This window comes from Neolewinella antarctica (assembly GCF_011927835.1).
GTDB lineage: Bacteria > Bacteroidota > Bacteroidia > Chitinophagales > Saprospiraceae > Neolewinella > Neolewinella antarctica.
The window spans coordinates 407,209-420,367 of the sequence record NZ_JAATJH010000001.1; the positions used below are offsets into that span (position 1 = coordinate 407,209).

The following is a 13,159-nucleotide window of genomic DNA, read 5'->3' on the forward strand; positions in this document are numbered from 1 at the left end:
AGGTACGATTTTATAGTTTCTCGGCCACCGCAATCGCACAGTTCAAACTCCTGATTTACAGGAGTTCAGTTACAAACTTTGCTCCAGTCTGATTATCCTGGCACCCGCGACCGCGCATTACCTTAGGCCGTGATGTAGGGCGCGGACGCTGGTGCGGGGTGACTGGGAAGTGCGGGCGTGATTGGCACGATCTACTCAGGAATGGCGACCACAATGGTTTGATTCACGCGCACAATCACGACGCCCGCGATGATGAGCAGCACGCCGAGTACCCGCATCCAGTTGATGGGTGATTTCGGAACGCCGAGCCAGCCGTAATGATCCATGATGACGCCGAAAACCATCTGCGCGGCGACGGTCAGACCGAACGTAAGTGCCACGCCCAGGCGCGGCGTCAGGACTACGATGGCCGCTACGTAGACCGCGCCCATCAGCCCGCCGGTCCAGTAATACCAGGGCAGCGACGCGGTATTTCTGATCTCACCCCAGTCGGCACGGGCCAATAAGAGGTAGAGCACCAGCCCGATCGTACCGATCACGAACGAGATGAGGCTCGCGTACACCGGGTCCTTGACGGAGCGGCCAATTTCGGTATTCAACCCCGCCTGGACGGGAAGCATTACCCCGGCAACGATGGCGAAGAGGAAAAAAATAGCTTGTTGCATGCTGGGTAAGGTTAGTCTGCCCTAAGGGTCTATATTTGCGACAAAGTACGCTCAAATATGTTGAAAGAATTCAAGAACCTCAGCCCCGCCGAAACCCAGGTGATGTACGAAGCCATTCCGCTAATCACCATCCTCGTGGCGGGGGCCGACGAAGACATGGACGAAGTGGAACTGGCGGAAGCTAAACGACTCGCCGACATCCGTGGTTTCAACAACTTGGGCCACATCATCGCTTACTACGAACACGTTACCGTCAACCTCGCCGAGCGCATCAACCAGCTCAGCCAGGAGCTGCCGAACGAAGTCGTGCCCCGCCAGGCGGAAATCGGTCAACGCCTCAGCAAGTTGAACACTATTTTTCCCATACTTCCCGCACCTTTCGCTTATCTCTACTACCGGGACTTCAAAAGTTTCGCCCACCACATCGCCGAGGCTAACGGTGGGTTTCTGCGGTACATGACGATTGGCCCGCGCGAGGCGAAGGTGGTTGACCTGCCCATGGTGACGCCCGTGCCGCGTCCTTCCGAGATCGACTTCCCCGACCTGCCCTAACCCCCCCCGTTTAGAATCTACCCCCTACCATGAGTAAAGTAATGATTATCGGCGCCGGCGGAGTCGCCCGCGTCGCGGCCTTTAAGTGCGCCGAACACCCGGAAGTATTCGAATCGTTCATGATCGCCAGCCGTACGGTAAGTAAGTGCGATCGGATCGCGGCGGACATCGAGAAAGAACTGGGTTACGCAAACGTCACCACCGCCGCCATCGACGCCGAAGACGTCCCCGCCCTCACGGCACTGCTCAACGAGTACCGCCCCGACCTAGTCATGCACCTGGCGCTTCCGTACCAGGACCTGACCATCATGGATGCTTGTCTCAACGCGGGCATCAGCTACCTCGACACGGCTAATTACGAGCCGAAGGAGGAAGCGAAGTTTGAGTATGGCCACCAGTGGGCGTACCAGCAGAAGTTCAAAGATGCCGGCCTGACGGCTATACTCGGTTGTGGATTTGACCCGGGTGTCACCCAAGTTTTTACGGCCTACGCCGCGAAACACCACTTCGACGAGATCCACTACCTCGACATCGTTGACGCTAATGCCGGTGACCACGGGAAGGCCTTCGCGACAAATTTTAATCCTGAGATCAACATCCGGGAGATTACACAAAACGGTAAGTACTGGGAGAACGGTGAGTGGGTGGAAATTCCCCCGTTCAGCATCCGCAAGGACCTCAACTATCCGGACGTCGGCCCAAAAGCGAGCTACGTACTTTTTCACGAAGAACTCGAGTCGCTGGTCAAGAACTTCCCGACCATCAAGCGGGCTCGTTTTTGGATGACGTTTGGCGACGAGTACTTAACCCACCTGCGCGTCATCGAGAACATCGGCATGGCCGGCATCCAGCCCGTCATGCACAAGGGCGTGGAAATCATCCCGCTTGAATTTCTCAAAACGGTCCTTCCCGACCCGGGGTCCCTGGGCGAAAACTACGTAGGCCAGACTTCGATCGGCTGCCGAATCAAAGGAATCAAAGACGGAAAGGACCAGACTTACTACATCTGGAACAACTGCCAGCACGCGCAGGCCTACAAGGAGACCGGCGCGCAGGGCGTAAGCTACACGACCGGCGTGCCCGCCATGACCGGCGCCATGATGTTTCTGACCGGCGAGTGGGCCGGCGCTGGCGTATTCAACGTGGAAGAATTCAATCCGGACCCATTCTTGAAGAAACTGGCCGAGCACGGTTTACCCTGGCGGGAGAAGCTGGGCGTGGATACGGAAATGGAATACCCTGATTAAATTTGATCGGCTAACTGTACCAATGCGCCCCTAGTTCATCAACTCTTTTCCCTACCAGACTCCGACCTCATGACCGTCAACCTCAAACGCCTCGACGATGCCTTCAACCTGGAAGCTAGCAACCAGGACGGACTGACCGTGCAAACGGACGGCAGCCCCGCCATCGGTGGGCGTAACAACGGTATGCGCCCCATGGAATTGGTGTTGGCTGCCGTTGGTAGTTGCTCGTCAATCGACATCATCTTGCTGTTGAAAAAGCAACGACAGGATTTGCAGGATCTCAGAATTGCCGTCAGCGGCCAACGCAAGGATGCGGAACCGAGAACCTTTACGGCCATCCAGGTAGCCTACGAATTCGTCGGTAAACTGGACGAGAAAAAGGTGGAGCGCGCCTGCCGGCTGAGCATGGAGAAACTCTGTTCCGTCAGCTTAATGCTGAAGGCGGGCGGGGTTATCATCACTTGGGATTACAAAATCGTTCCCGCCTAATTTAACCGTAGCGGTAACAATTCTAACGGGCGAAAATTACTTCTTGTCCCCCAAACGGTCAACTGCGGTCGTCAACTTGCCGATGAGTTGACCCTGCTGCGCAATGGTTTCTTTCAATTGCATCATCTCGTCGTGCACGTAACGCTGGATGTTCTGCGGTGATGGCAAGAACGGAGTAATGCGCGCGCGTACGTACCAGATTTCCCGGAGCTCGGCCTGGGTAACGCGGCGCGACTCGTAGAATTTATTCTCGGGCAGCAGTTCTAGTTCTTTAGACTCCCCAATTAAGTTCTTGACGCGGCGGACAACCACGTCACTGCGGGTAACGATCACGTAAGCAAAGTTGTCCTTGATGCCGGACTCCCAGAGCGTTGGTTCCAGAAAAGAACACACCACCTTGTCTCCTTCGAACAGCGTCGGTTCCATGCTGTCGCCCGGTACGTCGAAACTGCGGTGGGTTCCTACTTTATACTTGTAATCCGGGAGGCTGAAGGTCGGTAAGTCCTGCACGAAAGCAGGGTCGCCCAGGTCACTGGAATAAGAAGACTGCGCGGGCTGAGGTACGTGGATGATCAGCTCGTCATCCTGTGGCGTCCGGATGGTGGTCAGTACGCGAAAACTTTGGTTGGTCTCGTCGGTCATGAACATCGGCCCGTCACCGGTCATGATGTAAACGGGGTTGATCTTATAGGTGGCGACGGCCTTGCGCAGTAGCTCAATCGTTACGTCGCGCCGGCCCTTGAGAATTTCTGAAAGCGACTGCGGTAGATACTCCAGCGAAAGGGCGAAAGCTCGGCTGGATCGAACGCGCTTTTCCTCCCGCAGCTTATTGTGGCACTTGATGAAGCGCTGAGAGACTACGTTGTTCATAGAGAGGAATCGTGGAAGCTGACACCGCTTCGGTTCGTGATGGGTGGGCAAAGATAAATGCTCACTTACTAAGTAAGGTGCTTACACGAAGAAAAAATGACAACTTTTTGCGGATTTATATCTCCACCTCACGGAGGTCCTGGCCGCTGCTGCCTTCACTAGGAAATTGTTGCGTCGACCGTGTCTTCCACCCCGGATTTTCCCTTGGCGATGGTCTCGTCGGCCTCTGCGTGATCGTCACTGTCCGCCTCTTCGTTATCGTGGTCATCCGCTTCGGGCTCGTAGCTGAGTTCAACCAGGATGGGGAAGTGGTCGCTGTCAATACTTTTCAGCCTTTTTAGGCTCACGAGCGCCAAGTCAGTCGTGTGGAACAGGTGATCGAGCGGCCAGCGGGCAAACCAGAAGTTAGCGTGAAATGTGGCGAATAAGCCGCGCCCGACGCGGGGGTCGACCAATCCGCTCAGGCGCTTAAACAGACGGGTAGAGTGGGACCAGGCCACGTCGTTCAGATCACCGGCCACGATGGCCGTGTCGCCGTATTTCTTAACTTCCTTGCCGACCAAAGCGAGTTCCGCATCCCGCCCGGTGCTGGCGTAGGCTTCGCCCGGTGCGGGTGGCATGGGGTGGACGAAAAACAGCTTAATCCGTTTGCCATTATCGAGTTCGACGGTCGCGTCGATGCCGGGGATGTCGTCCTTGATGCGGTAGAGTACCTCCGCGTCGAACAGCTCTAGCTTGGAGTAAAGGTGCATCCCGTAAAGATTCTCGAGCGGTACGCTGACTTTGTGGGGGTAATCGGCGAGCAGTGCCTCGTCCATCTTCTCTTCCCACCACTGGTTGGATTCTAGCGTCAGAAAAATATCCGGATTGTGCGTCTTGACCCGCTCGACTAGCTTATCGGAGGATTTGTTGGTTTGGAGCACGTTGCTCACCAGCATCCGCAGGTGGCGGCCGTCGTGCTCCGGGAAGTTAGCCGTACGGCTGTGGGTTCGCCACAGTTGGGTGTAGGGGAGGATGCGGTAGGCTTGGTACAGGCCGGCCACGGCGAGCACCAACCAGAAGGCCAACTGCCAACCCATCGCCGTTAGGTCGTTCTCAAAAGCAAATAAGCCCGCCGAGAGCGCCAGTACGCAAACAAGCTGTAGCCTGGGGTAATCAAAGCCCCGAATCCAGTAGTCGTCTTTCGGAATGAAGGGCATCAGCGTACCGATTACTCCTACGAACCCCAGGACGATGGCAATAATGTTAAGCACTTCGTTGATGAGACAGGGTTTTAAATTGTACAAACATGATTATGGACCGATGTTCGGATACATACGTATTCGGCAGGTATGAAGTTCCCCTTCAGAAAGCGTAAGTTGCGGACTCAAATCTACGTTAATGCTCGTCCACACCATCGATCTAAAATTTTTGGGTGAACCCGCCGCCATCGCCGCCTTCGTCATCCCCGACGCTGCGGGCTACACGATGGTTGAATGTGGGCCATTTTCAACGCACGAAACCTTACTCGCGCAGCTCGCAGTGCTTGAAATTGCTCCCTCAGAAATCCACACGTTGCTGCTCACCCACATTCACTTCGACCACGCCGGCGCCGCGTGGTGGTGGGCGGCGCGGGGCACCCGGGTGTACGTTCACCCACGCGGACTTAAACACATGATCGACCCGACGCGGCTGTACGGCTCGGCCGCCCGGATCTACGGTGAGGACAACATGGCAAAGCTCTGGGGGAAGATGGAAAAGATCGATGCCGCTTCCATTACCGCGGTAGGGGACCGTGAAGCGTTGGCACTTGGTGGCCATACCTGGACGGCGCACCATACCCCCGGCCACGCCTCGCACCACATCGCCTGGCAGGTGAGGAAGGTAGTCTTTACCGGCGACGTCGGTGGGGTGAAAATCAAGGGTGGCCCGGTCGTGCCGCCCTGCCCGCCGCCGGACATCAATGCGGAAGATTGGAATGCTTCTCTGGACCGACTCGCGTCGCTTTCCGTTAACAAGTTCTACCTGACCCATTACGGTGAGGTGCCGGTCGCGGATCACTTGCCGGCCTTGCGTAAACGCCTGACTAGCTACGTCGAATGGGTGGCCAACCGCCTGCTCACCATCGACGATCCGGCTGAACTGGTGCCGGGCTTCACCGAGATGGTGGAGGCCGAATTGCGGCAAAACGGCGTGCCGGAAAAAGTTATTAGTGCCTACCGCGTGGCCAATCCACCCTACATGAGCGTCGCGGGAATCGCCCGGTACCTGAGTACGAAAAAGTAGTAATTGACGTGGGTTTTAAAGCTAGTGGCGCGGTCGCGGGTGCAAGGTTTTTTTCGGAAGAGCTTCCGCATAAACCCGCCAGCTTTCAATGGATTGCCTAGCTCCAGAGAGTTGAAACGTGGCCTTTATGCGTTCGCGGTGACCCTAGTACAATCCACAGCACCCGCGTCCGCGCCAAACGAATGTTATATTAATGACTGATGTTATGCAGATTATTTCGCCACACAAACACAAAAGCACAAAATCGGTGTATAGCTACGCCGAAGCACCGTTTACTTATTCTTGTGTGTTTATGTGTTTATGTGGCATAATCCGGTCGCGTAAGGTCAGTTAATGACTACTTAAGTCAAATCGCTAGTAATCAACTTCAAAAACTCATTCCGCGTCCGCTCCGATTTGAAGGCACCGGTAAAAGCGCTGGTCGTCGTGACGGAAGCCTGTTTTTGAACGCCCCGCATCATCATGCACATGTGCCGCGCCTCGATGACGACGGCCACGCCCATGGGGTTTAGCGTGGTTTGTAAGGAGTTGAGGATCTGGTCCGTCAGGCGCTCCTGGACCTGTAAACGACGGGCGAATACGTCGACAACCCGGGGGATCTTGCTGAGTCCGACGATGTAACCTTCGGGAATGTACGCGATGTGGGCTTTACCGAAAAATGGCAACAGGTGGTGCTCGCACATGCTGTAAAACTCGATATTCTTCACGATCACCATCTCCGAGTAGTCTTCGGCGAACATGGCGCCGCGCAAGATTGCTTCCGCGTCCTGTTCGTAGCCCTGGGTCATGAACTGGAGGGCTTTTGCCGCACGCGTTGGCGTCTTCAGCAGGCCCTCCCGCTGGGCGTCTTCCCCGATAGACTCGATGAGGGATTGGTAGTTGGTGGCGAGCCGCTCGGTGGTGGCGGGCTCGTGCTCGATGTTTTTCTCGAAGGACATAATCTATTTTCCGTTGGGGCCGAAGTATTCCGCGTAAATATTTTCCGTTTCGTGCAGCCGAATGCAGTAAAGAGTTGCGCCCTGGCTACTGACTTCCGCCTCGATCCGGTTCCAGAATTGAATGGCTACGTTTTCCGTAGAGGGCATGAAGTTCTTGGGGAACCAATCCACGTCGAGGTTCATGTTGGAGTGATCGACACTCTTGGTGATTTTAGTCTTTACGATATCGGAGAGCACCTTGGCGTCCATCACGTAACCCGTGATTTCGTCCGGCTGACCGACTACGGTGACGAACAACTCGTAGTTGTGGCCGTGCCAGTTCTTGTTGGAACACTTGCCGAAAACGGCCTTGTTTTTTTCGTCCGACCAGTCCGCTACGTGAAGCTTGTGGGCGGCATTAAAGGTTTCTCTCCGGGTTACGTATACCATGGCGCGAAGGTAGGGGTTAAGGTTGGTCCTGGGTCTATGGTTTGCGGTCTATTAAGTGACGTAGCCGGTTAAGTTTCGGTTTAAAGCCTGACTCGCTAGGGGACAGGTTTAGGAAGCCACGTCTAGGCTTGGTCCGTCATTGTGGCACCCATCGTTGTCAGCTCCGCCCGTATTTCCTGGTGGGTGCCTTCGAGGATGGCCAGGTTCTTCTCCTCGCGTTGGAGGTTTTCGTCGAAGCGACCGAAGTTGTTCTCGATGCGGCGACGCAGCGTAGCGATGTAGGTCTTGAGTTTTTCTTCCAGGTCGGCGGCGAGTTTAGCCCGACCGGTTCGGATCTCCGCTTCGAAGCCGTCGACGATCCGCTTGCGCTTGCCGCGGGTACTAAAACCTGCAAACAGGATACCGACGGTCGTGAGGATACCGCCGGTGATGTCGAAAACGGAGCCGGTCGTCACGGCCGCAAGGATTACCCCGAGCGCGGCGATGCCCCCGCCGGCGGCGATGTTGGGCGTCAGGTTCTCCCGGTCCGCGAAGATGGATTCGTCGGTGAAGTTGTCCGTATTACTCACGAAGCGGTTGAACTGGTCCTGTAAGTCGCGCAGTACGTTTTCGCGCCGCTCGGCAATGTCACTGAACAGCTCGTGGTCGTTCTGAAGAATGGTCGCGCTACTACGAATCTTAAGGTCGATCATCTTCACCATCTGTTGGATGGACTCGGCGAGGTCGATTACGTTATCATTAAGACGGGCCTTGAGTTTGGTGTTTAAATCTGCCTCCAGGCCGGTTGCCAAATTGCTCAGCCAGTTTTCGGCGTTGGGCGTGCTGCCGAAGGTCGAAGCAAAACTGCGCTTGACGAGGCCGAACATGGACAGCCCGTTACGCAATTCTTCGAGTTTTTGGCGCGTAATGTTGTCGTAGGTGTTGAGCAAGTTTTCCACCATCAGGTCGACCTGTTTGTTACTCTGCGCAGACTGGTCGCTCAGCGTTTCCCCGATCTCACGGCGAAACTCCGTATCGGCCTCGAACTGGCGACGGCGCAGCACCAAACCGTCGGCAATTCGTTCGTTGATGGTCTCGGCGGTAACGATGCTATTGTTCAACTTGAGACGCGGCGCCTTGCCCCCGGTGATGTTTTCGGAGATGTATTCGCGTAAAGGGCCGAAGCCACTTACTCCGGTCTTTTCCTGCTCCAACTTGGCGCTGACGGCAAATACTTGCGGCTGTTCGATGCCTTCTTTGCGCGCCTTTTCGCCAACGCCATTCAGGTTGGTTGCCAACTCGAAATCATTAGCCAAATCCTTCTGCTGTAAGACGAAAATCGTTTTCTTCCGCCAGTCGCCGTGGATGTATTTGAAGAAATCCCAGGCGGACTGTCGGTAAGGATTCTTGGCTTCAAACACAAAGACAATCAGGTCGCTGGCCGGGATAAATTGCTCGGTAATCTCCTGGTGGTGCTCGACGATGGTGTTCGTGCCCGGCGTATCGACGATGGCGATTTCACGCAGGATGTCGACCGGAAGAAAGATCTTTTTGAGGTAGGGGTTAATCATCACCTCGCGGTGTTCTTCCCCGTAGAGGATTTGCTGGATCGTATCCGTCATGGGCTGCGGGGCGGCCTTGGCAATTTCCTGACCGGTATCGAGCAGCGCGTTTACGAAGCTGGACTTCCCTGCTTTCACCTCCCCGACGATCACGAACATAAACGGCTCGAAAATGCGGTTGCGCAAATCGCTGACGGTCTTCGCCATCTCCTCGTGACCGATGCGCAGCGTAAGCTCGTGAAGATTTTTGATGATCTCTTCGAGCCGGGCGCGGGTGGCCTGGAGTTCTGCGTCTAATAATTTTGCCATGGTAGTATTGATGGTTTGCGGCTTGCCGATCTACTTTTCACCCGCGACCGCGCCCTAAATAGCGACGGTGGGGTGGGAGGGCAGCGCGGGGCCGAGGCAGAAAAGCGCGTCTAAAATCGAAAGACCGGGTTGATAGCCAAACCGGTCCGTGAACACTTGTGGGTAAGGTGCCAGCCGCGGCAGATGTTTGGTTTTGTCGGCTCCGATGAATTCAGTTGATTCGGTAATTCCAATCGGAGGATTGAGTAACGCTAACACGCTTGTCAGCAGGGTATTATTCAAATCCAATAAGTACTGATGATCAAGACGAAGTATCGTGAAGATCGCCTCCGCGTAATGCTCGTAAAATGGGGAGCGACCGTAGGCCGTACGGATCGAAGCTTCGTGCTCGCGCCGCCAGTCGTACTCATTCGCGATGGTGACTTCCCCGATGGGCGTGCGTTGATTTTTGCCCTTCGTCAGCGGTACCGTAAGCCAGAGTGGTCCGTTGGGTCCGGCGATCCGTGCGCGGTTCCTGAAGCCTTTACGCTGGTAGTTTTCGTGCGCCTCCACCGTCCACGCGCCAGCGGTAAATCCGGCGGAAGCCCAGTGGGCTGGCGGAAAGTAGGCGGTCGGTGTGGTGAGCGGCATAAAATTAATAACCTTCTGGAGGGAGTCACGTTACAAGGGCGAAATTACTTCATTATGGCTGATGATTCCATTTTTGAGAAAAAGATCGACCCCGTCTACCAGGCCGGTGGCGTTCTCATCCTAGTATTTGTCTTTCAGGCACTCGGGACGGCGGTCAGCGCCGGAACGGAGGACGTCGTAAACAACCGCTGGGCCTGGCTCTGCGCGGCGAGTTTTATGTTATTTTACGCGCTGTTCAACGCAATCATGAGCGCGACTTCCAAGAATATTCTGAAGTACTGGGGCCGTAGCCTTTATTCGTTCATGGGCCTGGCCCTCGGCTCCGGATTGCTTGCCTGGGCCTTCAGCGGTATTCCAATCGGTGAGGCGGGTTCCTACAAGTGGATATTTTTTGTCGTGACTTTTGGTTACCTGGTCTTCATGTCGATGATCGCCATCATGAAGAATGTAGTTGACTTCGCGCAGAAGGAAGAGTGGAATAAGCCTAAGTTGAAGTCGCGCAAGCGACGGTAGTTTTCCATCACACCATCACTGAAGCACACAGAGGTCACGCAACTACGTGCTCGTAATAATTTGTGATTCTGTGTTTCTGTGGTCAATTTATCCAGCGTGCTTAGTCAATTGTAACTGGCTCCTTCCTCCATGTCCGCGATGACCGCAAAGTTGCTCCCCTTATTTTCCATGACTTGTTTCCAGAGACTATCCGGCTCGCTGCTAAACAGGTAATTGGCATCCATCTTGGCCGGCACCCAGCTGCCGAGTTCGAGTTCTTCTTCCAACTGCCGGTCGCTCCAGCCGCTGTAACCGACGAAAAATCGTATGTCACTCGGCTTGATCAATTTGTTGTTGATCAACGTTTTAAGCTGGCGGAAGTCACCGCCCCAGAACACGTTCTTGACGACTTCGTCGCTCCCTGACAACAGGTCTCCCCGACAGTGTAGGTAGTGAACGGTATCCGCCCCGACGGGGCCGCCGAAGTACACGGGGGCTTCAAACTCGGGAAAGTCGTCGATCAATTCGTCGACGCTAATTTCCATCTTTCGGTTCATGATAAACCCGACGCTACCCTCGGCGGAGTGGTCAACGAGCAGGACGGTCGTGCGCTTAAAATTCGGATCCAGCATAAAGGGTTCCGCCAGTAGGACGGAGCCAACTTTGATGTTCGTGCTCATGGCCAGGGTAGTTTGGTTGGACACCTAACGCGTTCGGTCACCGGTGGTTTATCGATGGTAGCGGGCGTGGACGCGGGTGCAGGGTAGGCAAACGTAGCAGCAAACTTACCCGGGCCCGACCAACCGAGTTTAGTCCAAAATTCAAACTACCTTCGCCCCCGCAATGAAACACACCCTTACCGACCTCCTCACCGACGCCGTCAGAACTGCCCTGACGGAGCTCTACGGTGCCGACGCCCAGAACCAAGAAATCACGCTGCAGACGACCCGCCGCGAATTTGAAGGCGAATTCACCGTCGTAACCTTCCCCCTCACCCGGCTAGCCAAAAAAAAGCCGGACGTGATTGCGCGCGAGCTTGGTGAGTACCTGAAAGGGAACGTCAGTGAAGTGGCGGACTTCAACGTTATCAAGGGCTTTCTCAACCTCGTCGTTGCCGATGCCTACTGGAAAGACTTCGTCCTGGCTGCCCCGCAGTCGGGCGACTTCGGCCAGGCGCCCGCCAACGGCGAAAAGGTCATCGTCGAATTCGCGAGTCCGAATACGAATAAGCCACTCCACCTCGGCCACATTCGCAACATCCTTCTCGGCTGGTCGACGAGCCAGCTGCTGCAAAAAGCCGGCTACGACGTCAAGAACGTCCAGATCATCAACGACCGGGGCATCGCCATTTGTAAGTCGATGCTCGCCTGGCAAAAATTTAGTGATGGCGCCACGCCGGCTTCCACCGGCAGCAAACCCGATCACTTCGTCGGCGAGTACTACGTGCTCTTCGAAACTAAGTTTCGCGAGGAATACCTGGCCTGGCAGCAGTCAGAAGAAGGAAAGACGTTTTTTAAAAAGTCCGCCAAGGAGGGCCTGAGCGCGGAGAAATTCTTTGCCTCCTACAAGCCTAAGTACTTCAACGAATACAGCAAGCTGGGGGCGGAAGCAAAAGAAATGTTGCTCGATTGGGAGGCCGGCGATGCGCAAGTAGTCGCCCTGTGGAAGAAAATGAACGGCTGGGTGTACGAAGGCTTCGCCGCGACCTACACCGCCCTCGGCGTCCACTTCGATAAGCTGTACTACGAGTCTAATACCTACAAGTTGGGCAAGGACATGGTCGAGCTCGGAATTGAGAAGAACGTTTTCCGTACCCGTGACGATGGTTCCGTGTACGCCGACCTGACGGACGCCAAGCTTTCCGAAAAAACCCTCATGCGGGGCGACGGCACGAGTATTTACATTACTCAGGACCTCGGCACCGCCCGCCTCCGCTACGATGACTTCGGCGCTACCCGGATGATCTACGTCGTGGGCGACGAGCAGAACCACCACTTCGCTACGCTCTTCGAACTGCTAAAGCGACTTGAAGAACCCTACGCGAAGGGCCTTTATCACCTGAGTTACGGAATGGTCGACCTTCCCACCGGCCGCATGAAGAGCCGCGAGGGCACGGTAGTCGACGCCGATGACCTGATTAAAGAAGTCATCCACGAGGCCGGCCTGGCGAGTGCCGACCGTGCCGCCACCGAAGGCTTGAGCCCGCAAGAACAACGGGAGATCGTCCGCCAGATCGGTATGGCTGCCCTCAAGTTTCACATAATTAAGGTCGGGCCACAAAAGCGCATGATTTTCGACCCGAAAGAATCCGTCGATATGCAGGGGCAAACCGGTCCTTACGTGCAGAATGCGTACGTGCGGACCCAGGCCGTCTGGCGCAAGGCGGGGTCGGACGTAGATGTATCTACTGCCGCGGATTACGTGGACCTAGCCGCCGCTGAGCGGGATTTGGCGAGTAAGCTGTACGCTTTTCCGGAATTAGTAAAGCTAGCCGCCGAAACCTACGATCCGAGTCTGATCGCGATGTACTGCTACGATCTGGCCAAGGGCCTCCACAAGTTCTGGCACGACCACTCCATCCTGAGCGCGGAAACTCCCGCTGCCGTTGCTTTCCGACTGCAACTCTGCCGTGCGGTGGGTCACACGCTTAAGGGAGGCATGAATTTGCTGGGTATCGACGTTCCGCCCCGTATGTAATCGATTAGTTACGGCCAGTGGTCAAAAGTCACGTA

The 13,159-nt window shown here is 55.5% G+C and carries 14 protein-coding genes; 6 read left to right on the top strand and 8 right to left on the bottom strand.

Annotated features, from left to right (window positions below):
- Window positions 1–191: 191 nt before the first annotated feature.
- On the bottom strand, window positions 192–665 hold the full coding sequence (locus tag GGR27_RS01710) for a DMT family transporter (RefSeq protein WP_168035669.1): 474 nt from the start codon (window positions 663–665) through the stop codon (window positions 192–194).
- A gap of 57 nt (window positions 666–722) precedes the next feature.
- On the opposite strand from GGR27_RS01710, the gene GGR27_RS01715 reads away from it, so the two are divergent.
- From GGR27_RS01715 to GGR27_RS01725, 3 genes are all read left to right on the top strand, one after another.
- Window positions 723–1,217 (top strand): hypothetical protein, encoded by a 495-nt coding sequence (locus GGR27_RS01715; protein ID WP_168035670.1) that lies wholly within the window; start codon window positions 723–725, stop codon window positions 1,215–1,217.
- Window positions 1,218–1,246: 29 nt separating this feature from the next.
- Window positions 1,247–2,464, top strand: coding sequence for a saccharopine dehydrogenase family protein (locus tag GGR27_RS01720; protein WP_168035671.1), 1,218 nt, complete (start codon window positions 1,247–1,249; stop codon window positions 2,462–2,464).
- Window positions 2,465–2,533: 69 nt separating this feature from the next.
- Window positions 2,534–2,953 (top strand): OsmC family protein, encoded by a 420-nt coding sequence (locus GGR27_RS01725; protein ID WP_168035672.1) that lies wholly within the window; start codon window positions 2,534–2,536, stop codon window positions 2,951–2,953.
- Window positions 2,954–2,989: 36 nt separating this feature from the next.
- On the opposite strand, the gene GGR27_RS01730 is transcribed toward GGR27_RS01725, so the two are convergent.
- Together GGR27_RS01730 and GGR27_RS01735 are read right to left on the bottom strand one after the other, a co-directional pair.
- On the bottom strand, window positions 2,990–3,823 hold the full coding sequence (locus tag GGR27_RS01730) for a S24 family peptidase (RefSeq protein ID WP_209037846.1): 834 nt from the start codon (window positions 3,821–3,823) through the stop codon (window positions 2,990–2,992).
- Window positions 3,824–3,981: 158 nt separating this feature from the next.
- Entirely contained in the window at window positions 3,982–5,109 is a 1,128-nt protein-coding gene (locus GGR27_RS01735; protein ID WP_168035673.1) for an endonuclease/exonuclease/phosphatase family protein, read from the bottom strand.
- 94 nt (window positions 5,110–5,203) lie between these two features.
- Between GGR27_RS01735 and GGR27_RS01740 the strand changes: the two genes are divergently transcribed.
- Window positions 5,204–6,088 (top strand): MBL fold metallo-hydrolase, encoded by an 885-nt coding sequence (locus tag GGR27_RS01740; RefSeq protein ID WP_168035674.1) that lies wholly within the window; start codon window positions 5,204–5,206, stop codon window positions 6,086–6,088.
- A gap of 341 nt (window positions 6,089–6,429) precedes the next feature.
- Here GGR27_RS01740 and folE read toward each other — a convergent pair whose 3' ends face one another.
- From folE to GGR27_RS01760, 4 genes are all read right to left on the bottom strand, one after another.
- A complete protein-coding gene (gene folE, locus GGR27_RS01745) occupies window positions 6,430–7,026 on the bottom strand; it encodes a GTP cyclohydrolase I FolE (RefSeq protein ID WP_168035675.1) in 597 nt (198 codons plus the stop codon).
- 3 nt (window positions 7,027–7,029) lie between these two features.
- Window positions 7,030–7,455, bottom strand: a complete 426-nt coding sequence (locus tag GGR27_RS01750; RefSeq protein WP_168035676.1) for a 6-pyruvoyl trahydropterin synthase family protein — start codon at window positions 7,453–7,455, stop codon at window positions 7,030–7,032.
- A gap of 122 nt (window positions 7,456–7,577) precedes the next feature.
- On the bottom strand, window positions 7,578–9,305 hold the full coding sequence (locus tag GGR27_RS01755) for a dynamin family protein (RefSeq protein ID WP_168035677.1): 1,728 nt from the start codon (window positions 9,303–9,305) through the stop codon (window positions 7,578–7,580).
- Between the two features lie 54 nt (window positions 9,306–9,359).
- On the bottom strand, window positions 9,360–9,935 hold the full coding sequence (locus GGR27_RS01760) for a WbqC family protein (protein ID WP_168035678.1): 576 nt from the start codon (window positions 9,933–9,935) through the stop codon (window positions 9,360–9,362).
- 54 nt (window positions 9,936–9,989) lie between these two features.
- Here GGR27_RS01760 and GGR27_RS01765 point away from each other — a divergent pair, with 54 nt between their 5' ends.
- A complete protein-coding gene (locus tag GGR27_RS01765; protein ID WP_168035679.1) occupies window positions 9,990–10,448 on the top strand; it encodes a hypothetical protein in 459 nt (152 codons plus the stop codon).
- A 104-nt stretch (window positions 10,449–10,552) separates the two neighbouring features.
- On the opposite strand, the gene GGR27_RS01770 is transcribed toward GGR27_RS01765, so the two are convergent.
- Complete coding sequence (locus GGR27_RS01770) at window positions 10,553–11,107, bottom strand: YqgE/AlgH family protein (RefSeq protein WP_168035680.1); 555 nt, start codon at window positions 11,105–11,107, stop codon at window positions 10,553–10,555.
- A gap of 163 nt (window positions 11,108–11,270) precedes the next feature.
- Here GGR27_RS01770 and argS point away from each other — a divergent pair, with 163 nt between their 5' ends.
- Complete coding sequence (gene argS / locus GGR27_RS01775; protein WP_168035681.1) at window positions 11,271–13,124, top strand: arginine--tRNA ligase; 1,854 nt, start codon at window positions 11,271–11,273, stop codon at window positions 13,122–13,124.
- The last annotated feature ends 35 nt before the right edge of the window (window positions 13,125–13,159 follow it).